Genomic DNA, 25,638 nt, shown 5'->3' on the forward strand with positions numbered 1-25,638 from the left:
AAATGCCCATGCGATGCGTGGAACCGACCTACTGGAACGCCGTCTCCGAAAAACTTCTGAGCTTGCGCGAATGCAGCCGCTCCATCGGCATTTCCGCAAGCTTCTCCATAGCCCTGATGCCGATGGTCAGGTGCTGCGCCACCTGGCGCTTGTAGAATTCGGTCGCCATGCCAGGCAGCTTCAACTCGCCATGCAATGGTTTGTCCGAAACGCACAGGAGCGTGCCGTAGGGCACACGGAAGCGGAAGCCGTTGGCGGCAATCGTCGCCGATTCCATGTCGAGGGCGATCGCCCGCGACTGCGACAGCCGCTGCACCGGGCCGCGCTGGTCACGCAGTTCCCAGTTGCGGTTGTCGATTGTGGCGACGGTGCCGGTGCGCATGATGCGTTTCAAGTCATAGCCGGACAGGCCGGTGACTTCGGCGACAGCTTCCTGCAATGCCACCTGGATCTCGGCCAGCGGCGGGATCGGCACCCAGACCGGAAGATCGTCGTCAAGCACGTGATCCTCGCGCACATAGGCATGCGCCAGCACATAGTCGCCTAGCGCCTGGGTGTTGCGCAGGCCGGCGCAGTGACCAAGCATCACCCAGGCATGCGGTCTCAGCACCGCGATGTGGTCGGTGATCGTCTTGGCGTTGGAGGGCCCGACGCCGATATTGACCATGGTGATGCCGCCATGGTTCGGCTTCTTCAGATGATAGGCCGGCATTTGCGGCAGGCGCGGTGGTGCTACCCCTTCGCTGGGCGCGCTTTGCCCGACCCTGGTGGTGACATTGCCGGGCTCGACGAACTCGGTGTATCCGCCGCCGCCATTGGCCATCAGGTCGCGGGCCCGGGCGACGAACTCGTCTATGTAGAACTGGTAATTGGTGAACAGCACGAAGTTCTGGAAATGCTGCGGCGTGGTCGCCGTATAGTGCGAAAGACGGTGCAGCGAATAGTCGATGCGCTGCGCCGTGAAGGGCGCCAGTGGCCTCGGCTCGCCGAAGGCCACTTCGAAGGTGCCGTTGGCGATTTGGTCGTCGGTGCCGTCGAGATCCGGCACGTCGAATAGGTCGCGGATCGGCCGCTTGATGCGCTCGGCTGCCGCGCCGTCGACATGGGTGCCTTCGAGAAAGGCGAAATGCAGCGGGATCGGCGTGGTCGATTCCGACACCGTGACCGCAACCCCATGATTGCGCATGATCAGGCGCAACTGCTCGACGAGGTAGCTTTCGAACAGGCCCGGCTGGGTGATGGTGGTGGAAAAATGCCCCGGTGTCGGCATATGGCCATAGGCTTGGCGCGAGTCGATCTGGGTGAACGAGTTGGTGGTGACGCCGATCTCCGGATAAAAGGCCCGGTAGCGCTTGCCATTGTCGCCGCCCGCTGCCGCCAGTTCTGCAAAGGAGTCGCGCAGGAATTTGGTGTTGCGGTCGTAAAGCGCCTGCAGTGCCGCGACTGCCTTTTCAGCGCTATCAAAGCTTTGCCGGCCAAAAGGCTCCGGCATGACGACAGATTCGATAGCTTGTGGGTAGATTCGCTTTTCCATGGCTCAATATAGAGACTCGGATCGGCACTTGGGAGGGGTGTCGCGACCGAAGGCCGCCAAAGCGTCATTTTTCTTCAACCGCGCTGCAGGCTGACCAGGAGCACGAAGCCGACGCCGGACTTCTTCAGAGCCGGTGCGTCGATCGTCGAGCCGGCGTCAGTGCGCATCATCGGCACGGCCAGAACCGGAGCGGCCAGAACCGTCAGGATAAGCGCCGCCCGCGGCAGAAGCCGAAGGGTCTTGAGAGCGTTGGCGGCGATGCGGTTCATGGTGTTTCAGCTTTTCTTTTCGAGGTCTTGGTTTCTTTGTTCAGTTGCGAAGATGGGTGGGGCAGGCGAGGCGGCAGGTTCTGGAACTGGCTTCGTCCCAGGCGCGGGCCGGACGGCCCGCTTCGGCGACGAGGATGGCGAAGAACATTCCAAACAGGCTCACCAGCAGGCAGACGATGGTGAAGCGGCGAGCAAGCATTGGGTCGGGTCTCCTTCAACACGCCGGAGAATGCCCTGATGCAACTGAACCGGCTCTGATGCCGGCGTTCATCTGCGGTTCAAAATGATTGACGGGATTTTGACCGCGCCGGCGTCGGTTTCGACAGGTGCCGGCGGGAGGCGACGAGGCCAGGGCATTGCGCCGCGACAAAACGAAAACGGGGCCCGTCGGGGCCCCGTCCTCATGTCAGAAGGATGCGCTCGATCAGAGCTTGTGCCAGGTCTGGCTCTTGCAGATCAGTCCGCCGAGCACGCAGCCGCTCATCTTCAGCGAGCTGCCCGAAAGGGTCGCCTTGCCCGAATAGGTCTTGTCGTTTGCCGGATCGGTGATGTTGCCGGCATATTTGTTGTCGCCTGCCGCCTTGAGCGAGCCGATGGTCTTGCCGGCATATTTGCCGGACTTGAGCGTGATGGAAAACGTGCCGCCGCCAGCGATGGCCGCGGTGTCGCCGGCCTGCGTTTTCCAGTTGCCCTCGATCGGATCGGCCCAGGCCGCACCGGCCATGATCAATGTGGCCGCAAGGGCCAGGCTCGCTTTTCGAAACATGTCTTCCTCCCTTTGGATGTCCGGCCGGATGCTCCGCCTCGCCGGTCTGCCGCTTACGCAAACGTAAGCTAATCCAGCTCCCAGCAAAACAAAAGCGGTGCCGCAACGGAAGACTTTCGGATTTTGAAAGCCCCTGAATGCGCCTCCTGGCCAAGGAAATGAAACGATCGGCGCATCGCCTTTGTCTCCCGTGGTTAGCGAAGTCTTGACTTGGCATCGGAAAATTTTCGTCAAATTTGACGCAAGCAGGCTGAATTGCTGGCTTTGTATCCTTAACGAATTTCGGTGTTTACCTCTTGTTTTAGCTTTGTTTTCCTCAAATTAAGCACGCCATTTAACGACGGATTCAAGCCCGCACGGCATTCTCGAAAGCATCGGAAGAGCAGCCAGCAAGCACGAAAGAAGGCAGCTCTCGGGAGCCTGACAGGGGCCGGAAACAGGGGATTGAAATGGCACGTTTTGAAATGCTTGAAGCAGGTTTCGGCGCCATGGGGGCAACTGCCCAGGCCGACATTCTTTTCGAACTGGGCATGATGTATGCGACCGGCCGCGATTGCGAGACCGATGTCGTTGCCGCCCACAAATGGTTCAACATCGCCGCGATCAAGGGCTCGGCCCGCGCCGCGGAACTGCGCTCGGAACTGTCGGCGGCCATGTCGAAGGTCGAGATCGCCAAGGCGCTTCGCGAAGCCCGCGAATGGATGACCATGCACTGATACCTGCCAATCGCAGACACGCCTATCGAAGACAGGGAAGCTCCGGGATCAAGACCGCACAGACGGCCAGACCCGGCGGAATTGAAGGCCGCGCAAGACGGTCACGATGTTAAGAAAGAGAACGCGGCGGGCCGCAGGGCCCAGTCGTGCGCGACACAGGGAAGGTGAGCGGGATTTTTAGGCGCAGGGGCGCCTGGAGATTGCTCGACGGGCAAAAAGCCACGACCAGCCGGAACAAGGCTGGCGTGGCTTTTTGCGTGAATGACGTCTTGCAGGCCCAATCGAGCGGCGCCAATGCGCCTAGACAGGCCCAAGGAAGGATGAAATTGTCCGGCCTCTCTGGAAGAAGCGCGGCCGGGGCGGCCGCGCGTGAGTGGAGGAGTTCTACCATCATGAAAAAATTGAGTATTTTGAACGCGGCCATATTCGGCCTGATGATGAGCACGCCGGTCGCATTCGCCGACGACATCACCTTTGCGGTGATCGGCCCGATGACCGGACAGCTCGCCACCATCGGCGATCAGTTCAAGCAGGGTGCACAGGCCGCTGCTGACGCCATCAACGCCGCTGGCGGCGTCAACGGGTCGATGATCAAGCTCGATATCGAAGACGACCAGTGCGATCCCAAGCAGGCCGTGTCGGTTGCCAACCGCGTCGTCGCCGATGGCGTCAAGTTCATCGACGGCCATGCCTGCTCGGGTTCGAGCATCCCTGCCTCGGCCGTCTATGCCGAAGCCGGCGCTCTGATGATGAGCCCGGCTTCTTCCAACCCGGTGCTGACCGACGCGGCGGCCAAGGCCGGCTGGCCGACGATCATGCGGCTTTATACGCGTGACGATGCGCAGGGTGCTTTCATCGGTCCGTGGATCGCCAAGAAGTTTGCCGGCAAGAATGTCGTCGTCCTGCATGACAAGAGCGCCTACGGACAGGGCGTGGCTGACGCGGTCAGGGCAACGATGAATGCCGGCGGCCTCAAGGAGGTCTATTATGACGGCATCAACGCTGGCGAGAAGGACTATTCGGCTCTCGTCACCAAGCTCAAGGACTTGAAAGCCGACGTCGTTTATTTCGGCGGCTATCATCCTGAAGCTGGCCTGATCCTGCGTCAGTCGGCGGAACAGAACCTGAAGTTCCAGCTGATCATGCCGGACTCTATCGCCTCGCCCGAATTCTGGCAGGTCGCTGGCCCGGCCGGCGAGGGCACCATGTTCGTCTTCCCGTCGGATCCCCAGGCAAAGCCGGAAGCCAAGGCAGCCGTCGAGAAGATCAAGGCCGGCGGTTTCGTGCCGGAGGGCTTCACGCTGTTCTCTTACGCCACCATCCAGGCTTTTGCTGAAGGCATCAAGCGCGCCGGCAGCGACGATCCGGCCAAGGTTGCCGAAGCGTTGAAGAACGGCACGCCGATCAGCACTGTTGTCGGCGATGTCACCTTCGACGAGAAGGGCGACCTCAAGAATGCCAGCTACGACATCAACCAGTGGCATGACGGAAAATACGCGCCGATTGCCCAGTAATCGCTGCCCTGGTGGCTGAATAGCATAGAGAAATGGCCGGGCTCGTCCCGGCCATTTTCTTGTTTGCCCTGTCGTTTATCTTCCGAATCGTCAGCTCACCGCTGCGGTCGAGGCGTTTTGGTCCTCGACGAACCGCACCAGCACAGTCCCGTCGGTGACCTGCGCGCCCTCTGTGGCGATCTCGGCGATCACGCCGTCATGTGGCGCGGCGATGGTGTGCTCCATCTTCATCGCCTCGAGGATCAGCAGCGGTTGGCCCTTGATCACGGCATCGCCTATTGCCGCGCGCGCCAGCTTGACCAGCCCCGGCATCGGCGCACGCAGGCTGCCGGCGCCTGCCGCCGCATCATCGGCCCGTGCCAGTGGGTCCGGCACGGCGAAGGTATAGCCAACAGCACCCTCGAACACCGTGATGTGGCCTGGCCAGCAGGCGAGGCGTGGCGCGGCGCGAAAATCATGCGAATTGGTGTCGTCATAAGGCTTGTCCAGCGCGACCTGGAATCGCCCGTCCGGCCGTACCGAGACCTTCGCCGCGATATCGTCTTCGCCGAACTTCAGCCGTGTGCGTCGCGCCACGCTGTGGAAATGCGCATAGCCGGCAATCGACGACCACGGATCGTTGGATGGCGGCGCTGCTCCGGCGCCGGAGGCCGCAACGGCCGCGGCAGCAATGGTTTCGCCGGTCGGCGGCGCGATCTCGGTCAGCGCCGTCTGGTGCCTGGCGATCAGGCTGGTGTCGACATCGCCTGCGGCAAAGTCCGGATCGGCGGCGAGAGCGGCAAGAAAGGCGGTGTTCACGGTCGAACCGGCGATCTCGGTTCGCGACAGCGCCGAACCGAGCGCGTCGAGTGCCGCCTGCCTGTCCTTTGCATGGAAGACCAGCTTGGCGATCATCGGGTCGTAATAGGGCGAGATGGCGTCACCCGCCCGCACGCCGGTCTCGATGCGCATAGTCGCGCCTTCGGGGGTTGCATCCGGAAATTTCAGATGATGCAGCGTGCCGGTCGCCGGCAGGAACCCTTTTGCCGCATCCTCGGCATAGATGCGCGCCTCGAAGGCATGGCCGGCGAGCGCGATCTCGCTTTGCATCTTCGGCAGCTTCTCGCCCGATGCGACCCGCAACTGCCACTCGACCAGATCGGTGCCGGTCACCATTTCGGTGACCGGATGTTCGACCTGCAGGCGGGTGTTCATTTCCATGAACCAGAAGCGGTCGGCCTTCAGGCCCTGCGAGGCATCGACGATGAACTCGATGGTGCCGGCGCCCGAATAATTGATCGCCTTGGCGGCTTTCACCGCTGCCTCCGTCATCGCTTTGCGCAAAGCCTCGGTCATGCCAGGGGCGGGCGCTTCCTCGATCACCTTCTGGTGGCGGCGCTGCGCCGAGCAGTCGCGCTCGTAGAGATGCACCGCATTGCCGAAATTGTCGCCGAACACCTGCACTTCGATATGGCGCGGCTTGTCGACATATTTTTCGACCAGCACGCGGTCGTCGCCGAAAGCGGCTTTCGCCTCGCGCCGTGCGCTGGACAGTGCCTCGGAAAACTCATCGGGGTGTTCGACCCGGCGCATGCCCTTGCCGCCGCCGCCGGCGCGCGCCTTGATCAGCACGGGATAGCCGATCTCGCGTGCCTTGGACGCAAGCAGCACGATCTCCTGCGCCTCGCCATGATAGCCCGGCACGACCGGCACGCCGGCCTTTTCCATCAGCCGCTTGGCGGCATCTTTCAACCCCATGGCACGGATCGAGGCCGCCGACGGGCCGATGAAAATGAGCCCCGCCGCCACCACCTGGTCGACGAAATCAGGATTTTCCGACAGGAAGCCGTAGCCGGGATGAATGGCTTGCGCGCCCGTGGCCAAAGCCGCGGCGATGATCTTGTCGCCGCGCAGATAGCTTTCGCCAACGGGCGAGGCGCCGATATGCACCGCCTCGTCGGCCATCTCGACATGCAGGGATTTCGCGTCGGCATCCGAATAGACGGCAACGGTACGCACGCCCATCTTTCGAGCCGTGCGGATCACCCGACAGGCGATCTCGCCGCGATTGGCGATCAGGATCTTGGCGAACATGGAGCCTCCCTAGCCAGGGCTTGCTGAAAGCGACGCAGGCGTTCCTTCGCGCTCTCCCGCAAACCTATATGGGTAGGCTTTCCCTTCGCCGGATACTGCCTTGCAGTTCGGCACTTGATGTAGAGCACTCCCTTGCCAAGGGAGTGCTCTAGGCGCGAAGTGCATTTGCCTACTTCGATGCCGAGATCGCGCAGCCGCCGCTCGCGGTCTTGAGTTTCCATCGCGTCAAGCCGGCCTGGCAGTTGCGCAGCGCTATTTCTTCCGCTGCCTTCTGGGACGGCGCGTTGAGCTTCGTCCCGCAGATAATGTAGAGGTCGACAACGCGCGAATAAAAGGTTGTGGCGTAGGCCGAATGACCGCTCGCCGCGACGTAGCCCTTGTAGGCAACGTTGCATTCGCCCGAGCCTAGGGTCGGCGGAAAACGCACATCTCCCTTGCTTCCTGCGAGCGATTCCGCCTGACTGGCACCAGTCGTTGCGAATATTAGTAAGCTTGCAAGTGTCGAGACAGACGTCCCCCGGCAATGTTTCAGTTCCATTTCCACCCCGTCCCCATTGCATTGCGCGGGGCAAGCAGTAGCGAATATTTTTCCTCGCCGCCAGTTCGTTGTTGGGGATTCGAGTTTGCCTGTGCTGATGAATCGGTTGGTCCATACAGTTCAACCTTTCCGAAGCGCAGCAACGGTCTGCTCGTATAGTTCTGCCGTAAGCTCGTCGAAGCAGCAGAAGATGACGACTCCCGGCAGCGTTTTGTCTTCGATGAATGTGCTGACAGTGCCGACAGCGATCTCGGTCGCCTCATCTTTCGGGTAGCGGTAAACACCGGTCGAAATCGCCGGGAATGCCACCGTGCTGCAGTCGTTGGCGGCGGCGAGTTCGAGCGAGCTGACATAGCAAGATGCCAGCAGTTCGGCTTCGCCTTTGCCGCCGCCTTGCCAGACCGGCCCGACCGTGTGGATGATATGTCGAGCCGGTAGTCTATAACCCTTGGTGATCTTGGCGTCGCCAACCTTGCATCCGTTCAGCATCCGGCATTCGAACTCGAGCTCGCGGCCGGCCGCGCGGTGGATGGCCCCATCGACTCCACCACCACCCAGAAGCGAGGTGTTGGCGGCGTTGACGATGGCGTCGACCGTCAGCTTGGTGATGTCGCCGGTGTGAACCTGAATCCGCGGACTATCGTTCATCTCACATCCGGAACACGCCGAAGCGCGTCTCCTCGATTTCGGCGTTGAGCGCGGCGGACAGGCTGAGCGCCAGCACGTCGCGCGTTTTCGCCGGGTCGATGATGCCGTCGTCCCAAAGGCGTGCGGACGAGTAGAGGGGATGGCCCTCATGCTCATATTTCATCAGGATCGGCTTCTTGAATTTCGCCTCTTCCTCGGCGCTCCATTCCCCGCCTTTGCGCTCGATGCCTTCGCGCTTGACCATGGCGAGCACGGTTGCCGCCTGTTCGCCGCCCATCACCGAGATGCGGGCATTCGGCCACATCCACAGGAAGCGGGGCGAGTAGGCGCGGCCGCACATGCCGTAATTGCCGGCGCCGAACGAGCCGCCAATGATCATGGTCACCTTCGGCACCTTTGCGGTAGCGACTGCCATCACCAGCTTGGCGCCGTCCTTGGCGATGCCGCCCGCCTCGTATTTCCTGCCGACCATGAAGCCGGTGATGTTCTGCAGGAAGACCAGCGGGATCTTGCGCTGGCAGCAGAGCTCGATGAAGTGCGCGCCCTTCAGCGCGCTTTCGGAAAACAGCACGCCATTGTTGGCGATGATGCCGACCGGCATGCCGTGCAGATGGGCAAATCCGGTGATCAGCGTGGTGCCGTAGTTCTGCTTGAACTCATCGAACTCGGAACCGTCGACGATGCGCGCAATCACCTCGCGCACGTCGTAGGGCTGGCGCAGGTCGGTCGGCACGATGCCATAGAGTTCATCCGCCGGATGAAGCGGCGGAATCGCTCTCCTAGAGTTCAGGCTTACAGTCTTGTTCCGATTCAGGTTTTTGACGATGCGGCGGCAGATGGCGAGCGCATGGTCGTCGTCCAGCGCATAGTGGTCGGCAACGCCGGAGAGCCTGGTGTGCACATCGGCGCCGCCGAGGTCCTCGGCGCTGACGTCCTCGCCGGTGGCCGCCTTCACCAGCGGCGGGCCGCCGAGGAAGATGGTCGCCTGGTTGCGCACCATGATCGTTTCGTCCGACATCGCCGGCACATAGGCGCCACCCGCCGTGCACGAACCCATGACGCAGGCGATCTGCGGGATACCGGCCGCCGACATGTTGGCCTGGTTGTAGAAGATGCGGCCGAAATGTTCGCGGTCGGGAAACACCTCGTCCTGGTTGGGCAGGTTGGCGCCGCCGCTGTCGACGAGATAGATGCAGGGCAAATTGTTCTGCAGCGCAATCTCCTGCGCCCGCAGATGCTTCTTCACCGTCAGCGGATAATAGGTGCCGCCCTTCACCGTGGCGTCGTTGACGACCACCATCACCTCGGTGCCCTCGACGCGGCCGACGCCGGCGATCATACCGGCCGATGAAATCTCCTCGCCATACATCGACCATGCGGCGAACTGGCCGATCTCAAGGAAGGGTGAGCCGACATCCAGCAATTGCGCGAGGCGCTCGCGCGGCAGGAGCTTGCCACGGGAAGCGTGGCGCTCACGCGCTTCCTCCGAACCACCGCGCTCGACGGTGGCAGCCTTCTCCGCAATGTCGGCGACCAGCGCCCGCATGCGCTCGGCATTGGCACGGAAGCTTTCGGAGGAGGGCGAGATCTGGGTTTGCAGCGTTGCCATGCTATACCCCCTCCGCCATGATTTCCCGCCCAATCAGCCAGCGGCGGATTTCGCTGGTGCCGGCGCCGATCTCGTAGAGCTTGGCGTCGCGCAAAAGGCGGCCGGTCGGATAGTCGTTGATGTAGCCATTGCCGCCAAGCAGCTGGATGGCGTCGAGCGCCATCAGCGTCGCCTTCTCGGCGGCAAACAGCACACAGCCGGCGGCATCCTTGCGCGTCGTCTGGCCGCGGTCGCAAGCGGCGGCGACAGCATAGACGTAAGCGCGCGCGGCATTCATCGTCGTGTACATGTCAGCCAGTTTGCCTTGCACCAGCTGGAACTCGCCGATCGCCTGGCCGAACTGCTTACGCTCATGCACATAGGGGATTGCAACGTCGAGGCACGCCGCCATCAGGCCGATCGGGCCGCCGGCAAGCACCGTGCGCTCATAGTCGAGGCCCGACATCAGCACCTCGACGCCGCGTCCTTCCTCATGCAGCACATTGTCGAAGGGCACCTCGACATCCCTAAACACCAGTTCGCCGGTGCTGGAGCCGCGCATGCCGAGCTTGTCGAGCTTTTGCGCCACGGAAAACCCGGCCATTGCCTTCTCGACGATAAAAGCGGTGATGCCGCGTGATTTCCGGTCCGGATCGGTCTTGGCATAGACGACCAGCGTCTCGGCATCCGGCCCGTTGGTGATCCACATCTTGGTGCCGTTGAGCACATAGCGGTCGTTGCGCTTTTCGGCGCGCAGCTTGAGCGAGACGACGTCCGAGCCGGCGCCGGATTCCGACATCGCCAGCGCGCCGACACGCTCGCCCGAGCACAGTGGCGGCAGGAATTTTTCCTTCTGCGCCGTCGTCGCCCAGCGGTTGATCTGGTTGACGCAGAGGTTGGAATGGGCGCCGTAGGAGAGGCCGACCGAGGCCGAAGCGCGGGAAATCTCTTCGACGGCGATCACATGCGCAAGATAACCCATGCCGCTGCCGCCGAAATCGGGGTCGGCGGTGATGCCAAGCAAGCCGAGTGCGCCGAGTTCGCCCCACAGATGCGCCGGGAATTCGTTCGAGCGATCGATGTCGGCGGCGATCGGCGCGATGCGATCCTGGGCGAAGCGCCGCACCATGTCGCGCAGCGCCTCGATCTCCTCGTCATGCCCGAAGCTGAGCGTGTTCGTGTACATGCTATCCTCCCTGCGCATGACCCCGAAAATCGCCTTTGGTTTTCGGAAAGGGATCATGCGCGAAATCAAAATGCTACAGCGTCCTTTGCGCGTCCGAAGGGACGCGCGGCGCTGTAGGCGTCGATCTTCGCGCCGACGAGCCGCATTGTCATTGAAAGATATGTCGTGGTCACTTCAGCGATCGACAGCCGTTCGCCCGGCCGAAACCAGACGATGACGCCGGTCATCATCTGGATCAGCGCCATCGCCGTCAGCCCGGTGTCGTCGATGCTGAAGACGCCCGTCTCGGCACCATCGCGCAGGATGGCGCGCAGCTCCTTTTCGTAAGCTGTGCGCATGCGCAGGATCTGCGTCAGCCGTTCGGGCGACAGGCTGCGCAATTCCATGTTCGACACATGCGTGGCGTGCCGACGCTCGATATGAAAAGCAATGTGGTTTTCGACATAGGCGGAGAGCCGTTGCACGGGATCCGCACTGACCGGGCGGGCTGCTTCCCACGCTTCGGTCAGACCTTCCATGTGCTCGCGCATCAGCGTGAACAGAAGCTCTTCCTTGGTTGGGAAATAGCGGTAGAGCGCGGCTGCCTGCACTCCGACTTCGCTGGCCAACTGACGCATCGACATCGCTTCGTAACCAAGGCGCGCGATGAGGTTGACCGCCGCCTCACGGATGGTCGCTTCGGTCTTTTCGCCATCGGATCCGGTGGTGCGTGCCATGTCAGTCCTCTTGCGAGGCACTAATAAAACAAACGTTCAATTAATTCAAGGGGCGTCCGAACCAAATCCGCCTTTATGCTACGATCCTGAACCCAACAAAGGCGTTTTCGGCCGCCAACTCCTCGACGTCGGCTCTGGAAACCGAAGCCCCGGACGGCCCTTCCCAGAGGCGCTCGATCATTGTCGAGACCGCTTCATCGACGCCTGCAATTTGGGCCGCTACTGACCCATCCGCTTCATTGCGAACCCAGCCCGCAAGACCAAGGCCTGTGGCCTCGCCCCGAGCCCAGATTCTGAAGCCGACGCCTTGCACATTGCCGTAGACGCGTGCCCGCACGTTCCTGCGATGGTCAGCCATGAATTTCTCCAAGCCTGTCTCGATGAATCTGGCGCATGGTGCAGGGAATGCAATCTGAGAATTGCGGGCACGACGCGGTAGCTGGCTCCCTCGCCTTTCGAAATTTAATTGACTCAGTCCACTAATTTTGAAAATAGAGCTGCCTTAGCCGGAGTTCGACGCAGATGCTGGATGAACGAAAAGCATTGGTGGCCGATATCAGGCGCTTCAATCGCTTCTACACGCGCACCGTTGGCCTTCTCGACGAGACGCTGACGCAAAGCGCATTCACTTTGACCGAGGCGCGCGTGCTTTTCGAACTCGGCCACCTTGATCGTCCGGCGGCTTCTGAAACTGCAGGCGAGCGAGGTTTTCTTGCCAAGGCTTTTCATCTGGAGATGGGCCCGACTGCCTCCGACATCGCCAGGCAACTGCGCGTCGATGCCGCTTATCTGACACGAATTCTGCGCAAATTCGCCAGCGAGGGCTTGACCGAAACCCGGACCGATCCGGCCGACAAGCGCCGGCGGATTCTGTCGCTCACGGCAAGAGGCGAGGCAGCCCTTTCAGGGCTCCAGGCTGCGGCGAATCGGGACACGGCGCGGCTGATCGAAAGCGTGCCTGACCACAGATTGCAGGAACTTGGCAGCGCCTTGCGCAAGGCGAGGGAATTGCTCGGCGATCCCGCCCCTGAGAACAGCCAGGTGACGCTGCGGCCGCATCGCGTCGGCGACGTCGGCTGGGTCGTGCAGCGGCAGGCCCAGCTCTATGCCGAGGAATATGGCTGGACCATTGAGTTCGAGGCGATGCTCGCCGAGATCGGCGCCGATTTCATCCGCAATTTCGCGCCCGGCCGCGACTTCTGCTGGATCGCCGAACGCGGCGGTCAGCCAGTCGGCGCGGTGTTCCTGGTTCATCAGGACGACGAAGTGGCCAAGCTCAGGATGCTGCATGTCGAGGCGTCGGCGCGCGGCCTCGGCATCGGCAAGCGCCTGGTCGCGGAATGCGTGAACCAGGCTCGCGCTTGCGGCTACATCAGGCTGGTGCTGTGGACCAACGACATCCTTCTCGCGGCGCGCGCGATCTACGAGCGCGCCGGCTTCAAGCTGGTCTCTGAAGAGCGCCACCACAGTTTCGGCAAGGATTTGATCGGCCAGACCTGGGAGATGGATTTGTAGGCAGCTTTTGCTGCTGGTTTGCGCGTCAGCGCTATCCTAATTCCCCCGCGCTGCCGCCAAGGCCAAAGCGCCGGGAAGTTCCTCGGCAAAAATATCGAGCTCGTGATCGAGGCCGACGCTGACGCGGATGCAGCGGTCGAGCACTGGCACCATCGGCTTGCGGATGAACACGTCGCGTGACAACAGCCCTTGCAGCACCTTCAGCGCGAAAGCGCCGTCGCCGCCGCAATCGATGGTGACGAAATTGGTTGCCGACGCCAGTGGCTTCAGCCCGTTCACCTCGGCTATCCCGGCGATGCGTCGGCGGCCGGCGGCGACCCGCGGCACCACGCTCTGCAAATAATCCTGATCGGCAAGCGCCTCGACGCCGGCGATTTGCGCCATGCGGCTGACGCCGTAATGGTTGCGGATCTTCTCGAAGTCGCGGATCACCTGGGCTTCGGCCACCGCATAGCCGCAGCGTATGCCGGCCAGCCCATATGCCTTCGAGAAGGTGCGCATGCGGATGACGTTTGGCCGCGAGATATCGATCGGCGGCAGCGCCGAGGCCGGTCCGAGTTCGCCATAGGCCTCGTCGAGCACGAGCATGGTGGTTTCCGGCAACGCCTCGATGAAGCGGATGAGCTCGTTCGCCTCCCACCAACTGCCCATTGGATTGTCCGGATTGGAGAGATAGACCAGCGGCGCCTTGTCCTTGCGCACCGCTGCCAGCAGGCCATCGAGGCTTTCCCTATCGTTCTCGTAAGGGACCGTCACCAGCCGACCGCCGACACCGGCAATGTGGAAGTTGAAGGTCGGATAGGCGCCGAGCGACGTGACCACGGCATCGCCAGGCGCCACATACATGCGTGCCACCAGGGCGAGCAGGCCATCAATACCTTCGCCGATAACGACGTTTTCGACCTTCACGCCGTGATGCGCGGCAACTGCCACCTTCAGATCGTGATTGTCGGGATCGCAATACATCCACATGTCGCCGGCGATCTCGGCCATGCGCTCGATGACGCGCGGCGAAGGCCCAAAACTGCTCTCATTGGCGCCGATACGGGCGCGAAAAGCGTGGCCCCGCTCGCGCTCCTGCGCTTCGGGGCCGACGAAGGGCACGGTCGACGGAAGCGCGTCGACGAGCGGCGTGAGGGGAGGGCGCTGGCGCATGGCAAAAAGCTCAGTTGAAAAGGGCCTTCTTGCTAGCGTGGGCGGATGGTTGGCGCAAGCACTCCGCGGCATGCAGCCGTAATGCTGGATTCCTTCGCCTCTTTTTGCTAGCGAGGCACCATGAACAATCGTCTGCCGCCAGCCTGGTCCAAACACCTGAAAGCTCCGTCCGGACCGAAAAACCCGCAGCCGAAAACCGCACAACCGAAAACGAACCCTCCATCGCGCGCGCAACTCGATGATGCATTGCTGAGGCAGGCATTAGAACTTCATCGGGCAAATCGGTTGCCGGAGGCGGAGGCTCTGTGTCAGCGCGTATTGGCTCATTCGCCGCGACATCCCCTTGCTCTGTACTTGTTGGGTACCTTTGCGCTCAGTTCGGACGACGAGATGGCCATCCGATGTTTTGAGAGCGCGGTAAAGGAGGCACCTCAAAATCCACATTACCATCTGACATTGGGTGAGACCTATCTGAAAGTCGGCGAGCATGCGGATGCAATCAGACATTTTGAGAGTGCTTGCGAGCTCAAAACTGGCTGGGTCGAGGCGCTTTGCGCTCTGGGCCGCGCCTACACCGGATTCGGCAAGGCCGATCTTGCGGTGCCGCTCTATGAACGGGCGCTCACAATCAATGGCCGCCATCCTCTCGTCCGAACGGGGTTGGCCAATGCGCTTGTAAGCCTCGGCCGTATGGATGAGGCGACCACCTATATGAGAGAGGCGATCAGCCATCGCCTGGGTGTCGCAGCCGCCTACGACGGTCTGGTCAGCATCCGAAAATTCTCTGAAGAGCCGGCGGAACTGCAATCCATTCTGGCTGAGCTGAAAAATCCGAAACTCGACAGGAAAAGCATTCAGCAATTCCACCATGCTGCCGGGAAGATACTGAATGATCTTCGGCGCTATGACGAGGCGATGGATCACTTCCGGCAGGCAAAGGAACTTTCACCCCGCCGCTTCGATATAGAGTCCTATCGCCGCAGCGTCGATTTCATGATCGAGTTGTTCAGCCCGCGGATGGCGGCGACCAAGGCACGGCACGGGAGCACGTCGGACGTGCCTGTATTCGTGCTTGGCATGCCACGTTCAGGCACCACTTTGACCGAGCAAATCTGTGCGAGCCATCCAGACGTACACGGGGCCGGCGAACTGACAAAGCTCCGGCGGATCACAAACAGGCTTGCGCCTAAAACGCGCTCGCCAGAGGAATTGCGAAAGTCGATCGTGGACATGACGGTTGAGCAGTCCAAGTCCCTGGCCGAAGAATATCTCAGCCACATCAGGCAACGATCACCCGACGCACGGCGAATCGTCGACAAGCTACCGCACAATTTTGAGCTTATCGGACTTGTAAGAATCCTGTTTCCCAAGGCACGCATCATTCACTGCCGTCGCGATGCCGCCGACAATTGCATCTCGTGCTATTTCCTGAGTTTCAATGAGGATAATATCTACAACGCCGATCTGAATACACTCGGACTGTATTATCGTGAGTACGACCGGCTTATGCGTCACTGGGACGTGGTTTTTCCGGGGCAAATCCTGCAGAACCGCTATGAGGACATGGTCTCCGATCAGGAAGGGCAATCGCGCCGCTTGATAGACCATTTGGGTCTGCCTTGGGACGATGCCTGCTTGCGATTCTTTGACAAGGGCGGTGCGGTGAACACGTTCAGTCGCTGGCAGGTTCGGCAACCGATCTACACCTCGTCCGTCAATCGCTGGAAGAGCTATGGCAGCGCCATCAAACCGCTGATCGATGCCTTGGGTGATTTGGCCGGGAATTGATCCAGGCACGCTTGCGCTGGAAGCCGTCAAGTTTGCGTTTGGTGCCTGGCCGCTTCGAATTCCTGACTCCAACGGGGCAACGGCTCGTTGCGGCAAGGGCAATGCGGCTGTTCATTCCAGCCTCAAGATCTTAGCATAACGTCAGAAGCGACACATTTCCTCGTCAACTGAATAGAAAAAACCCGGCGGTTGCCCGCCGGGTTTCGATTTCGACGAGTCGAACTCTATTAGAACGAGCGCTGGAAGCGGAGGATGCCGCCGAGGCTGCTCTTCTTCGGTGCGGGATTGATGGGGAAAGAGTCCAAGACGTTGTCGGCGTGGTTGTAGTCCACTTCGGCCGTGACCGTGAAACCTGGAACGACGTCATAAGCAACGTTTGCCGCGACACCGAGGTTCTTAAAGTCGTCATACGAAACCTGCGCGTTGAACGAGGTCTTCTCGTTGAACTTGTAGGTACCGCCGCCCCAGACTGCCCAGTTGCCGCCCCAAGGCTTGTAGAAGCCGCGATCGTTGCTGGTGAAGTCGGTGAGGTTGTCGTCCGAGCCATAGCCGCCCATGATGAACAGTGACAGCTCGTTGGAAACGTTGACGTCCAAGCGAACCTTGCCGGAGACTTCTTCGTAGTTGCTGTCATAGGCGACGACGCCGGTGATCGCGCCCCAGCCCTGCGTCCACTTCAAGCCGCCGACGATATGCGGGACATAGCTGTCGATCGTGTCCGTGCCCGAGCCTTCTTCCAACGAAGCCACGGCCGAGAAGCCGTTGCCGGCGTCGAAATAGTACTGGACGACGTTGGTGTCGAAGCCACCATAGGGAACGAGCGTATCGTTGATGACGTTGCCGGCGTAGCCGATGAACGTATCGAAGGCCGATTCGTCCTTACCGACACGGAGGCCCCCAAGCTGGATCCAGGCGAAATTCACCGAAGAATGGCCGCCGGCCAAAGGCGAATTCGGGTCGCCAGCGTCGCCATAGCCGTTGCCGAAGTTGAAGCGGAGCTCGGTGTAGGTCTTCAAGGTGCCGAGCTCGGTTTCCTGGCCGGTCCAGGTCTTCAACGCGAAACGGGCATTCTTGGTATAGGTCGAATGGTCGCCATCGCCCATGTGGTCCGCAACGTGGTTGGCGCCGTCGAACGAGTTGGCATCGCCCACGCCGATGTCATAACGGACATAGCCGCCGATGCGCAGGCAGGTTTCGGTGCCGGGGATGTAGAAGTAGCCAGCGCCGTAGACGTCGCAGATCTTGACGTATTCAGCGGGTTCCGGCTCGGCGACGACGACGGCGTCGGCGGCGCGCGCACCGGAAACTGCGATCAGGGCCGCAGCGGAGCCGAGGAGAAGGCTCTTAATGTTCATTTTCTGACCTCCAGTCAGAATCGAACGAAATCGCGTTGATTTCGGCGTATTTTGGCGTCGAAACGCGCGGCGCCGATAGCGAGATACCTAGCTATCTGTCTGTTCTAATGGGGTAATTTTTGAGATGCCGCCAAGGGTGCGGGCAAAAGTGGCGGAGAGGATGGGATTCGAACCCACGAGAAGCTTTTGACCTCTACTCCCTTAGCAGGGGAGCGCCTTCGACCACTCGGCCACCTCTCCGTTGCGCCGCTGGATAAAGAAAAGCGCCGGCACAATCAACAAGCCCCAGTCATTATCTCGGAAAAAGAAGCCATTATATGGAAAATAACAACGCACCGAAGCGCGGCTTTCCACGGATGCGGCGGTTCTGCGGCAGTTTCCTGGCTAGCGACTCGGGGCACGGCCATGATTCCGTCGGCCGATCGCCGGATTCGGCGGCAAATAAGGGGTTGCGGCGGGCCTGATGGTTAACGAGAGCTTTCTGAGTGAGGCCAAATCGTGTCATTTGTGCAACAACGGCAGGGGATAGCAGCCGAACAGCCCTTTCGCCGGTACGATCATGGTTGAACGCCGCCGGCTCATGGGTAATGTCGATTTCGAAGGAGCGGCGCGGTGCGCATCTTTTTCGGTAGTGGGGATGGGGCAGGGAACGCTGTCCTTCAGCAAAGAATACCCAGACCCGTTTTTTAACTTTTGACTGGAGGTCAGAAAATGAACATTAAGAGCCTTCTCCTCGGCTCCGCTGCGGCCCTGATCGCAGTTTCCGGTGCGCGCGCCGCCGACGCCGTCGTCGTCGCCGAGCCGGAACCCGCTGAATACGTCAAGATCTGCGACGTCTACGGCGCTGGCTACTTCTACATCCCCGGCACCGAAACCTGCCTGCGCATCGGCGGCTATGTCCGTTATGACATCGGCGCCGGCGACATTGAATCGTTTGATGGTGCCAAGACGACCGATCGTCAGGACGGCAGCATCAATGACACCTGGCAGAAGAACGCCCGCTTCACGCTGAAGACCTGGACCGGCCAGGAAACCGAACTCGGCACCTTGAAGACCTACACCGAGACCCGCTTCAACTTCGGCAATCAGGGTGGTTTCGGCCACACCTACACCATAGACGGCACCCCCATTGCTGGCTCCGGCGACAACTTCGCCTACAACAAGGGCGTTTCGCTGAACTTCGCTTGGATCCAGCTCGGTGGTCTGCGCGTCGGTAAGGACGAATCGGCCTTCGATACGTTCATCGGCTACGCCGGCAACGTCATCCAGGATACGCTGGTTCCTTACGGCTCGTTCGACACCAACGTCGTCCAGTACTACTTCGACGCTGGCAATGGCTTCTCGGCCGTGGTCTCGCTCGAAGAAGGCGCTGGTGGCGGCACGATCGACAGCTATGTCCCGCATATCGTGGGTGGCGCGAAGTGGACCCAGGGCTGGGGCGCAATCACCGGCGTCATTGCGTATGACAGCAACTGGGAAGACCTGTCCGGCAAGGTTCGCTTGGACGTCAATGCAACCAACGAGCTCTCGCTCTTCGTGATGGGCGGCTGGGGTAGCGAAAGCGACAACGCCAGCGGCACCAACTTCTTCAAGCTCTGGGATGGCAACTGGGCGATCTGGGGTGGTGGCTCGTACAAGTTTAACGAGAAGACCTCGTTCAACTTGCAGGCTTCGTATGACGAAGGCAAGAAGTTGGGCCTCGCGGCCAACATTGCCTACGACATCGTCCCCGGCTTCACGATCACCGGCGAAGTTGACTACATCAACGCCGCTGACAGTGACTATCACGCCAGCTTCGACGGCATCGGCGGTATCCTCCGCTTCCAGCGCTCGTTCTAAGGGCTGGTTCTACACAGGTAAAATCCAGCCCGGGCGCACAAACGCCCGGGCTGTTTTTGTTTCGTGACTGGTCAACGCAAACGAAGGAAGAGGGGGAATCGGTAGCTGAATAGGGTCCGTGGGTGATTTCGTGGGATCCGCTGATGGCGGATGAGATCACAATCGCGTGATTCAAATCTCTTGAAAGGACGCTTCCAAGCGGATAGGGCTGATCTATCCACTCGGGGGTGTGGCAAACGATGACGAACGAAGCGATTCAAGAGGGTGAGCCCTCTGATCATTTTTCGATGTTTTCTTCTCAGAATTCGACGATACGATACAGTTACAACAAGATCAGAGAAGTAAAATCGCATAGGGTCGGAGAGCTTTTTTTAGCATATCGGGACATATTGTGGGATGATGGGCGGCATAAATACAATGTCAGCTCTTTCATCGGCGAGATAGATGAGCTTCTCCTTGGGGAGCGATTCAGCGCCTTTGACCAAAGTACCCTGGACAACCTTATCGGCACCTTGCGCCAGCGCGGCAACAGCAACGCAACCATCAATCGAAAGATGGCTGCCCTCAGCAAACTGCTGCGCAAGGCTCACAAGATGGGGGATATCCACAGCCTGCCCGAGTTCCGCCGCCAGAAGGAGCGGGCTGGACGGATTCGTTTCCTCGAGAGGGACGAAGAGGCCAGGCTGTTTGCCGCCATCAAGACCCGCAGCGAGGATGCCTACAGGCTTTCCGTCTTCCTGGTCGACAGCGGATGCCGCCTCGGTGAGGCGCTTGGGTTGATCTGGAACGACATCCAGGAGCATCGCGTCAGTTTCTGGATCACCAAATCCGGCCGCAGCCGCACCATTCCGATGACCGAGCGGGTCAAGGAGGTCATCAAGCTGCCTCCCACGGAAGGCCGCCGGCCCAAGGGACCGTTCACCAAGCTCAGCCAGGCACAGTTCCGTGCCATCTGGAACGACGCAAAGGCCGAAGTCGGTCTCGGCGCCGACGACCAGGTGGTGCCGCACATATTGCGCCACACCTGCGCCTCGCGACTTGTCCAGGGCGGCATCGACATCAGGCGTGTGCAGATGTGGCTCGGCCACCAGACGCTGTCGATGACCATGCGCTATGCGCATTTGGCCACGAACGATCTCGACGGCTGTGTCATCGTGCTGGAAACGCCTCGATCGGCTCAGCCGGCTGGAAAATGCGAAGGCTCCATGTTTTCTTCACCGGTGACGACGCCTTCGTCGCCGACGGCAGAGCGGAAACAGAGGGACGAAACGGCTGCGGCAAAGGAATCGCCGAAAGCGCCTCGGAAAAATTCAAAAACCAAGTAGGCTGGCCAAATAGGCTGGCGAGCCCAGCCTATACTATTGTAATTATCCCAGGACCTTGTTTGGTCTTGGGGGTTACTTTTGGCTATTCTGCCGCTCGGCCCGATCAAGAAAAGCTGCAATGTCGTTGGGCAGGCTGCCGGTCTCGAGAAATGGCGCATGGCCCTGACCCGCGACGGTGATCGCTTCCATCATGGAGTGGTGCTCTCGCATCTGTTTCAGCGTGTCTACAGACAGCAATCTCGAATTGGCGCCGCGAATGGCGAGCAAGGGAATGGCCGCCAACGCTTCGAATTGCGGCCATAGATCAGGCAGCGGCTGCGTCAGATCGAGACTGGCGACGGTATCGACCAATTTCGGGTCGAAATCCGGCACCAGGCCAGCGTCCGTTTCACGATTGAGAGCCCACACCATCCGGTCCCAATCCGCCCCGGCAAGTGCGGAGAAGTCCTTGCCGTGTACGCCGCGCTGGGCGGCAGTTGCCTGTGCGCGGGTTTTCGGCATCGGGTCGCGCTCGAGATAAGACTGGATATGGGCAAGCCCAGCCGCCTCGATCACCGGTCCGATGTCGTTGAAAACAATGGCTTTCAGGACGGCCGGCCGCATCATGCCGAGCACATGGATGATCAGCCCGCCGCGCGACGTGCCGATGAAGGCGGCTTCCCCGATACTCAGCGCCGCCAGTCCGGCAAGGATGTCGCCGGCCTCGACGCCGACATTGTAGTTTTTGACCTCGGGATCATACGCCGACTGCCCGCGCCCGCGATAATCGAAGGCAACCACCTTGCGCGGAGTTGCAGATCGCGCCGAAAGGTCGAGCGCCAGCTCGTGAAAATCTTTGGCATTGCGAGTCAAGCCTGCCAGGCAGACGACCGGCCAAGGGCCGGTATTTGTTTCACCATAGACGCGTGCATGGAGCTGGAGCCCGTCCGCTGAGGTATAGAAAAAGTCGGAAAAGCCTTCGTGGTTTGGCATGCGGACTCCTCCGTCGTGTAGATCGTCTGCGACTGCTACAGGCAGGGACAAGGACGGTCAAATTGAAGGACGTGGGCGCGGGGAATTTTGAAATTCGGCGGGACAGTACCCCCTCTGGCCGGCAGGGCGTCTCCCCCGCAAGGAGGGAGATTGGCAGCTTCGGCGCTCAGCTCATCCTGTTGCGCTGGAGATTGGCGAAGGCCGACGTGACATTCGATCTCCCCTTTTGCGAGCGAGATGTCCGGCAGGACAGAGGGGATGTGAAGGGACTCGATTCAAAGATGTCGAGCGCTGTGCAAATACCGCAACAAGAAGGCGGCCCCACCTATCGAGCCGTCAACTCCGCCCGTTCACCAGATCGCCAACTATGTCGTATTTGCCCGAAATACGCATCTTGTAGACTTCGTAATTCTCCATCACACGCTGAACGTAACTTCTTGTTTCCGTGTAGGGTATCCGCTCGATCCAGTCGACGACAGCATCGATGTCCTTGCCGCGCGGATCGCCATATCTGGCCACCCACTGACTGGCACGGTTGGGGCCGGCATTGTAGCCGGCGAAGGTCAGCACATAGGAGCCGTTGAAGCGATCGAGCTGTTCGCCGAGGAAGGCCGAACCAAGCGTCGCGTTGTAGCCGGCGTCGGTGGTCAGTCGTGTCTGTGAAAACTGCAATCCGGCTTTCTTCGCCAATTGCTTGGCGGTTCCCGGCATCAGCTGCAGCAGGCCGCGCGCGCCGGCGCTGGACACGGCACCGATGTTGAATTCGCTCTCCTGGCGGGCGATCGCATAGGCCAGCGCCTTGCCCGAGCCGGAAATGTTGGCCGAATCGGGAATGACGCCGAGCGGATGCGACAACGCGCCGACATCGATGCCACGCGCGCCGGCGATCTTGCCAACTTTCAGCGCCATGAAATGGTTGCCTTGCTTTTCCGCAAGGACAGCGAGCAGCGCGAGTTCCCCCGGGCTGGTCAACTGCCCGGCAAGGTCGCGATAGAGCGTCTCTGCATAGCGGTCGTAGCCCGCTTCCTGCAGCCGCTTGATGGCGCTGACGGCCTCGCGGCCAGCAAAATTCTGCCGGTCGGCTGCACTTGGCTGCGGATAGACAATGTTCAGCGCCTGCCGGCCGACGCGTTCGGCGGCAAGCTGGCCGTAAAATGTCGTGCCATAGGCTGCGGCGCGTGCAAAATAGTCCTTGGCGCTGCCCGGGCCACCGACTTCCGCGGCACGGCCGAGCCAGTAATAGGCCCGCGACAGCGTCATCGGGCCTTGGGCAAGGTCGGCGATGCGCGCGAAATGCGTTGCAGCAAGCTTGGGGTCGTCCAGGCCACGCAACGCGTACCAACCGGCGTGGAATTCAGCATCCGCAGCATTGGTGGCACTTTCGGCGGCGTGTGTGGCGACGATCCGGTAGGCCGTTTTCATGTCGCCTTGGTCGACCAGTTCGCGCGACAACACCCGGCGCTCGACCCACCAGGCATCCGGATCGACCAGAGCGTCGCGATCGGCCGGTGCCTGCATCACAATGGCTGCGGCGCCGGCAAAATCCTCTTGCTTGCGCAGATATTCGGCCTGCGCGAAGAAATAGCCGGCCGAAAATTGTGCCGCCGGCACTGCCTTCAGCAGTTTGGCGGCATTCTTGTCGCCTTTGTCCGCCGCCGCCCAGGCATCGGCGAGCTGCTGGGCCCCGGCAAGGCCGGCGACGCGCAGCGCGGAATTCGCGCGGTCGGCATAGAACATGCGCTCCATGCGAAAACGGTGGTCGGCAGCCGGGATCAGGCCGCCGAATTCCTTGATCAGCGCCGTCTCATCCTTGGCCTCCAGGATAGCGGTGCGCCAGAATGGCGACAGCACCGAGCGCGCCGCTTTGGTATTGCCAGACGCCACATAGGCGCGGGCAAGAACCATCACGCCTTCGAATGTCTGCGGCTGGCTGCCATCGAACGCCGCAATGACGATGTTGGGGGCAGGGTTCTCGCGATAGAGCGCGCGCTCGCTGTTCTTGCGCAGTGCGACGGTGCCCGGCCAGTTGGGCAGCATCTTCGCCGCGGCGGCGATATCGCCGCTCGGAACCTTGTCGCCGCCATAAAGCGCGATCGCCCAGGCAAGGATGTGCTGGTCGAGCGACTGAGCGGGAAGGGCATCGCGCACGGCAAGGGCGCCGGGAATGTCGCCGGCCGCCAGAGCATCCAGCCCGCTCTTCAAGAGAGCGACGCTCTGCGAGGGCGCCTGTTGCGCCTTGTCCTGCAGGTTGGGGATTGGGATGACCGAGCCTGGCATCGGGATGGCCGAAGTGACCTGCACATCGACGCTGCCGCCCGTCGCCATGCCCGGCATCAGCGCGAGCGTGGCGCCAAGCAGCGCGAAAAGGTGAGGCCGACTGCCCGGCATGATCTTAAGTCTTTCCTTGTCCTGGCATTCTACCAGCAGGCGAAGATGCCTCGAAGCCTAAACTTAGGTCGTGAAGAGCCCGTAAACAAAGAGTTAGCGAGGCCGTTCGAATTGCGCTTGCTGGCACCATGGCAATGCTTGCCGCGCAACCATGTCGAGACTATGGTGCGCCGCTTCGCTTTCGGCTAGAAGGCGCGCACCGCAAATACCAGAAGTCCCAAGGAGTTGGACGATATGCTGAGAGGCTCGCTTACTGCGCTCGTGACACCGTTCGAAAAGAGCGGGCGTTTCGACGAGAAAGCCTTTCGCGCGTTCGTCGAATGGCAACTCGCGGAGGGCACGACAGGACTGGTTCCCGTGGGCACGACCGGCGAGTCGCCGACGCTGTCGCATGACGAGCACCGCCAGGTCGTCAAGGTGTGCATCGAGGTTGCCAGGGGCCGCGTTCCGGTCGTTGCCGGCGCCGGTTCCAACAACACCGAGGAAGCCGTCGGGCTCGTGCAATATGCCGAGAAGGCCGGCGCCGATGCCGCCCTGGTCGTCACGCCCTACTACAACAGGCCGACACAACGCGGCCTGTACGAGCACTTTGCGGCTGTCGCCAAGGCGACCAAGCTGCCGATCATCATCTACAACATTCCGCCGCGCTCGGTGATCGACATGATGCCGGAGACGATGGGCCGGCTCGCGCACGACTTCAAGAACATCGTCGGCGTCAAGGATGCCACCGGCAAGGTCGAACGGGTCTCCGAGCAGCGCGCCACGTGCGGCAAGGATTTTATCCAGCTTTCGGGCGAGGATGCCTCGGCGCTTGGCTTCAACGCGCATGGCGGCGTCGGCTGCATTTCGGTGACGTCGAACGTCGCGCCGCGGCTCTGCGCCGAATTCCAGGAAGCAACACTTGCCGGCGACAGCGCCAAGGCGCTGGATCTGCAGGATCGCCTGCTGCCGCTGCACAAGGCGATCTTCCTGGAACCTGGCGTTTCCGGCGCCAAATACGCACTGTCGAAGCTGGGCAAGGTCGAAAACGTGCTGCGCTCGCCGCTTGTGACGGTCGAGGATGTGACCGCGGCAAAGATTGATGCGGCCATGAAGCACGCCGGCTTGATTAATTAGGGATGAGGCGCCACCTCTCCACATCATGAATCAAGTCAGAAAAGCCGATCCCAACAACAAGACCGTTTCGGAAAACCGCAAGGCGCGGTTTTCCTACGAGGTGCTCGACACGATCGAGGCCGGTCTGGTGCTGACCGGCACCGAGGTCAAGTCGCTGCGCCAGGGCCAGGCCAACATCCAGGACAGCTACGCCTCGGTCGAAGGCGGCGAGATCTGGCTGATCAACTCCTATCTGCCGGAATATCTGCAGGCCAACCGCTTCAACCACGAGCCACGGCGTCGCCGCAAGCTGCTGCTCAACAAGCGCGAAATGGCGAAACTGTCGCAGAGCGTCGACCGCGAAGGCATGACGCTGGTGCCGCTGAAGATTTATTTCAACGACCAGGGCCGCGCCAAGCTGCTGCTCGCCGTCGGCCGCGGCAAGAAGCTGCACGACAAGCGCGAATCCGAGAAGCAGCGCGACTGGTCGCGAGAGAAGGGTCGGCTCTTAAAAGAGCGTGGGTGAGGAGCGGTTCGCGAAGCGGACGAAAAGCCAACGATTTGGCTTTTCGAGCGACGAACGGTGAAGGGCCGGTCCGCCTTCGGGCGGATCAAAAGGTCCGAAGGACCTTTTGAAGGGACTGAACGCCCGAAGGGC

General features: G+C 61.0%; 23 protein-coding genes and 1 tRNA gene. 8 read left to right on the forward strand and 16 right to left on the reverse strand.

Annotation, left to right across the window (positions count from 1 at the left end; all coding sequences use genetic code 11):
- Positions 1–28: 28 nt before the first annotated feature.
- The 4 genes from C8D77_RS11830 to C8D77_RS11840 form a co-directional block, all read right to left on the reverse strand.
- A complete protein-coding gene (locus tag C8D77_RS11830) occupies positions 29–1,492 on the reverse strand; it encodes an AMP nucleosidase (protein ID WP_244497920.1) in 1,464 nt (487 codons plus the stop codon).
- A 116-nt stretch (positions 1,493–1,608) separates the two neighbouring features.
- Positions 1,609–1,803 (reverse strand): hypothetical protein, encoded by a 195-nt coding sequence (locus tag C8D77_RS11835; protein ID WP_056580548.1) that lies wholly within the window; start codon positions 1,801–1,803, stop codon positions 1,609–1,611.
- Between the two features lie 40 nt (positions 1,804–1,843).
- On the reverse strand, positions 1,844–2,002 hold the full coding sequence (locus tag C8D77_RS37590) for a hypothetical protein (RefSeq protein ID WP_023812838.1): 159 nt from the start codon (positions 2,000–2,002) through the stop codon (positions 1,844–1,846).
- 225 nt (positions 2,003–2,227) lie between these two features.
- Positions 2,228–2,569 carry a DUF2147 domain-containing protein gene (locus C8D77_RS11840; protein ID WP_109662621.1) on the reverse strand — a complete coding sequence of 114 codons (342 nt, stop codon included), beginning with the start codon at positions 2,567–2,569 and terminating at the stop codon, positions 2,228–2,230.
- Between the two features lie 449 nt (positions 2,570–3,018).
- Between C8D77_RS11840 and C8D77_RS11845 the strand changes: the two genes are divergently transcribed.
- Positions 3,019–3,285, forward strand: a complete 267-nt coding sequence (locus tag C8D77_RS11845) for an SEL1-like repeat protein (protein WP_010915070.1) — start codon at positions 3,019–3,021, stop codon at positions 3,283–3,285.
- Positions 3,286–3,677: 392 nt separating this feature from the next.
- The gene (locus C8D77_RS11850) at positions 3,678–4,799 is read left to right on the forward strand and encodes an ABC transporter substrate-binding protein (RefSeq protein ID WP_109662624.1); all 1,122 of its coding nucleotides are present in this window, start codon (positions 3,678–3,680) and stop codon (positions 4,797–4,799) included.
- 90 nt (positions 4,800–4,889) lie between these two features.
- Here C8D77_RS11850 and C8D77_RS11855 read toward each other — a convergent pair whose 3' ends face one another.
- The 7 genes from C8D77_RS11855 to C8D77_RS11885 all read right to left on the reverse strand — a co-directional run bounded on the left by C8D77_RS11855 (position 4,890) and on the right by C8D77_RS11885 (position 11,906).
- The gene (locus tag C8D77_RS11855) at positions 4,890–6,872 is read right to left on the reverse strand and encodes an acetyl/propionyl/methylcrotonyl-CoA carboxylase subunit alpha (protein WP_109662627.1); all 1,983 of its coding nucleotides are present in this window, start codon (positions 6,870–6,872) and stop codon (positions 4,890–4,892) included.
- A 169-nt stretch (positions 6,873–7,041) separates the two neighbouring features.
- Positions 7,042–7,410, reverse strand: a complete 369-nt coding sequence (locus C8D77_RS11860) for a hypothetical protein (RefSeq protein WP_109662630.1) — start codon at positions 7,408–7,410, stop codon at positions 7,042–7,044.
- Positions 7,411–7,530: 120 nt separating this feature from the next.
- A complete protein-coding gene (locus C8D77_RS11865) occupies positions 7,531–8,058 on the reverse strand; it encodes an O-acetyl-ADP-ribose deacetylase (protein ID WP_109662632.1) in 528 nt (175 codons plus the stop codon).
- Between the two features lies 1 nt (position 8,059).
- Complete coding sequence (locus C8D77_RS11870; protein WP_109662635.1) at positions 8,060–9,667, reverse strand: carboxyl transferase domain-containing protein; 1,608 nt, start codon at positions 9,665–9,667, stop codon at positions 8,060–8,062.
- Position 9,668: 1 nt separating this feature from the next.
- A complete protein-coding gene (locus tag C8D77_RS11875; RefSeq protein WP_109662637.1) occupies positions 9,669–10,832 on the reverse strand; it encodes an isovaleryl-CoA dehydrogenase in 1,164 nt (387 codons plus the stop codon).
- Between the two features lie 65 nt (positions 10,833–10,897).
- A complete protein-coding gene (locus C8D77_RS11880) occupies positions 10,898–11,548 on the reverse strand; it encodes a TetR/AcrR family transcriptional regulator (protein ID WP_109662640.1) in 651 nt (216 codons plus the stop codon).
- A 73-nt stretch (positions 11,549–11,621) separates the two neighbouring features.
- On the reverse strand, positions 11,622–11,906 hold the full coding sequence (locus C8D77_RS11885) for an acylphosphatase (protein ID WP_109662643.1): 285 nt from the start codon (positions 11,904–11,906) through the stop codon (positions 11,622–11,624).
- Positions 11,907–12,070: 164 nt separating this feature from the next.
- On the opposite strand from C8D77_RS11885, the gene C8D77_RS11890 reads away from it, so the two are divergent.
- Positions 12,071–13,063 carry a bifunctional helix-turn-helix transcriptional regulator/GNAT family N-acetyltransferase gene (locus C8D77_RS11890; protein ID WP_109662646.1) on the forward strand — a complete coding sequence of 331 codons (993 nt, stop codon included), beginning with the start codon at positions 12,071–12,073 and terminating at the stop codon, positions 13,061–13,063.
- A 36-nt stretch (positions 13,064–13,099) separates the two neighbouring features.
- On the opposite strand, the gene C8D77_RS11895 is transcribed toward C8D77_RS11890, so the two are convergent.
- Positions 13,100–14,218 (reverse strand): pyridoxal phosphate-dependent aminotransferase, encoded by a 1,119-nt coding sequence (locus C8D77_RS11895; RefSeq protein WP_109662649.1) that lies wholly within the window; start codon positions 14,216–14,218, stop codon positions 13,100–13,102.
- A gap of 120 nt (positions 14,219–14,338) precedes the next feature.
- On the opposite strand from C8D77_RS11895, the gene C8D77_RS11900 reads away from it, so the two are divergent.
- A complete protein-coding gene (locus C8D77_RS11900) occupies positions 14,339–16,006 on the forward strand; it encodes a tetratricopeptide repeat-containing sulfotransferase family protein (protein WP_109662652.1) in 1,668 nt (555 codons plus the stop codon).
- Between the two features lie 227 nt (positions 16,007–16,233).
- Here C8D77_RS11900 and C8D77_RS11905 read toward each other — a convergent pair whose 3' ends face one another.
- Together C8D77_RS11905 and C8D77_RS11910 are read right to left on the reverse strand one after the other, a co-directional pair.
- A complete protein-coding gene (locus tag C8D77_RS11905) occupies positions 16,234–17,361 on the reverse strand; it encodes a porin (RefSeq protein WP_109662654.1) in 1,128 nt (375 codons plus the stop codon).
- Between the two features lie 149 nt (positions 17,362–17,510).
- A tRNA-Ser gene (locus tag C8D77_RS11910) sits at positions 17,511–17,601 on the reverse strand.
- A gap of 471 nt (positions 17,602–18,072) precedes the next feature.
- On the opposite strand from C8D77_RS11910, the gene C8D77_RS11915 reads away from it, so the two are divergent.
- Positions 18,073–19,200 (forward strand): porin, encoded by a 1,128-nt coding sequence (locus C8D77_RS11915; protein ID WP_109662656.1) that lies wholly within the window; start codon positions 18,073–18,075, stop codon positions 19,198–19,200.
- 239 nt (positions 19,201–19,439) lie between these two features.
- Positions 19,440–20,525, forward strand: coding sequence for a tyrosine-type recombinase/integrase (locus tag C8D77_RS11920; protein WP_109662659.1), 1,086 nt, complete (start codon positions 19,440–19,442; stop codon positions 20,523–20,525).
- Between the two features lie 72 nt (positions 20,526–20,597).
- On the opposite strand, the gene C8D77_RS11925 is transcribed toward C8D77_RS11920, so the two are convergent.
- Positions 20,598–21,497: an alpha/beta fold hydrolase gene (locus C8D77_RS11925; protein WP_109662662.1), complete on the reverse strand. Its 900-nt coding sequence runs from the start codon at positions 21,495–21,497 to the stop codon at positions 20,598–20,600.
- Between the two features lie 336 nt (positions 21,498–21,833).
- Positions 21,834–23,885, reverse strand: a complete 2,052-nt coding sequence (locus C8D77_RS11930) for a lytic transglycosylase domain-containing protein (protein ID WP_109662664.1) — start codon at positions 23,883–23,885, stop codon at positions 21,834–21,836.
- 234 nt (positions 23,886–24,119) lie between these two features.
- Here C8D77_RS11930 and dapA point away from each other — a divergent pair, with 234 nt between their 5' ends.
- Together dapA and smpB are read left to right on the forward strand one after the other, a co-directional pair.
- Positions 24,120–25,001 (forward strand): 4-hydroxy-tetrahydrodipicolinate synthase, encoded by an 882-nt coding sequence (gene dapA / locus C8D77_RS11935; RefSeq protein WP_109662666.1) that lies wholly within the window; start codon positions 24,120–24,122, stop codon positions 24,999–25,001.
- A gap of 25 nt (positions 25,002–25,026) precedes the next feature.
- Positions 25,027–25,506 carry an SsrA-binding protein SmpB gene (gene smpB / locus C8D77_RS11940; protein WP_109662668.1) on the forward strand — a complete coding sequence of 160 codons (480 nt, stop codon included), beginning with the start codon at positions 25,027–25,029 and terminating at the stop codon, positions 25,504–25,506.
- Positions 25,507–25,638 lie beyond the last annotated feature (132 nt).

The organism is Mesorhizobium loti, from assembly GCF_003148495.1.
GTDB lineage: Bacteria > Pseudomonadota > Alphaproteobacteria > Rhizobiales > Rhizobiaceae > Mesorhizobium > Mesorhizobium loti.

Excerpts from the sequence above, each read along its gene's own strand:
- C8D77_RS11830 (WP_244497920.1), bottom strand. The coding sequence starts at position 1,492 with ATGCCGGAGCCTTTTGGCCGGCAAAGCTTTGATAGCGCTGAAAAGGCA.
- C8D77_RS11835 (WP_056580548.1), bottom strand. The coding sequence starts at position 1,803 with ATGAACCGCATCGCCGCCAACGCTCTCAAGACCCTTCGGCTTCTGCCG.
- C8D77_RS37590 (WP_023812838.1), bottom strand. The coding sequence starts at position 2,002 with ATGCTTGCTCGCCGCTTCACCATCGTCTGCCTGCTGGTGAGCCTGTTT.
- C8D77_RS11840 (WP_109662621.1), bottom strand. The coding sequence starts at position 2,569 with ATGTTTCGAAAAGCGAGCCTGGCCCTTGCGGCCACATTGATCATGGCC.
- C8D77_RS11845 (WP_010915070.1), top strand. The coding sequence starts at position 3,019 with ATGGCACGTTTTGAAATGCTTGAAGCAGGTTTCGGCGCCATGGGGGCA.
- C8D77_RS11850 (WP_109662624.1), top strand. The coding sequence starts at position 3,678 with ATGAAAAAATTGAGTATTTTGAACGCGGCCATATTCGGCCTGATGATG.
- C8D77_RS11855 (WP_109662627.1), bottom strand. The coding sequence starts at position 6,872 with ATGTTCGCCAAGATCCTGATCGCCAATCGCGGCGAGATCGCCTGTCGG.
- C8D77_RS11860 (WP_109662630.1), bottom strand. The coding sequence starts at position 7,410 with ATGGAACTGAAACATTGCCGGGGGACGTCTGTCTCGACACTTGCAAGC.
- C8D77_RS11865 (WP_109662632.1), bottom strand. The coding sequence starts at position 8,058 with ATGAACGATAGTCCGCGGATTCAGGTTCACACCGGCGACATCACCAAG.
- C8D77_RS11870 (WP_109662635.1), bottom strand. The coding sequence starts at position 9,667 with ATGGCAACGCTGCAAACCCAGATCTCGCCCTCCTCCGAAAGCTTCCGT.
- C8D77_RS11875 (WP_109662637.1), bottom strand. The coding sequence starts at position 10,832 with ATGTACACGAACACGCTCAGCTTCGGGCATGACGAGGAGATCGAGGCG.
- C8D77_RS11880 (WP_109662640.1), bottom strand. The coding sequence starts at position 11,548 with ATGGCACGCACCACCGGATCCGATGGCGAAAAGACCGAAGCGACCATC.
- C8D77_RS11885 (WP_109662643.1), bottom strand. The coding sequence starts at position 11,906 with ATGGCTGACCATCGCAGGAACGTGCGGGCACGCGTCTACGGCAATGTG.
- C8D77_RS11890 (WP_109662646.1), top strand. The coding sequence starts at position 12,071 with ATGCTGGATGAACGAAAAGCATTGGTGGCCGATATCAGGCGCTTCAAT.
- C8D77_RS11895 (WP_109662649.1), bottom strand. The coding sequence starts at position 14,218 with ATGCGCCAGCGCCCTCCCCTCACGCCGCTCGTCGACGCGCTTCCGTCG.
- C8D77_RS11900 (WP_109662652.1), top strand. The coding sequence starts at position 14,339 with ATGAACAATCGTCTGCCGCCAGCCTGGTCCAAACACCTGAAAGCTCCG.
- C8D77_RS11905 (WP_109662654.1), bottom strand. The coding sequence starts at position 17,361 with ATGAACATTAAGAGCCTTCTCCTCGGCTCCGCTGCGGCCCTGATCGCA.
- C8D77_RS11915 (WP_109662656.1), top strand. The coding sequence starts at position 18,073 with ATGAACATTAAGAGCCTTCTCCTCGGCTCCGCTGCGGCCCTGATCGCA.
- C8D77_RS11920 (WP_109662659.1), top strand. The coding sequence starts at position 19,440 with ATGACGAACGAAGCGATTCAAGAGGGTGAGCCCTCTGATCATTTTTCG.
- C8D77_RS11925 (WP_109662662.1), bottom strand. The coding sequence starts at position 21,497 with ATGCCAAACCACGAAGGCTTTTCCGACTTTTTCTATACCTCAGCGGAC.
- C8D77_RS11930 (WP_109662664.1), bottom strand. The coding sequence starts at position 23,885 with ATGCCGGGCAGTCGGCCTCACCTTTTCGCGCTGCTTGGCGCCACGCTC.
- dapA (WP_109662666.1), top strand. The coding sequence starts at position 24,120 with ATGCTGAGAGGCTCGCTTACTGCGCTCGTGACACCGTTCGAAAAGAGC.
- smpB (WP_109662668.1), top strand. The coding sequence starts at position 25,027 with ATGAATCAAGTCAGAAAAGCCGATCCCAACAACAAGACCGTTTCGGAA.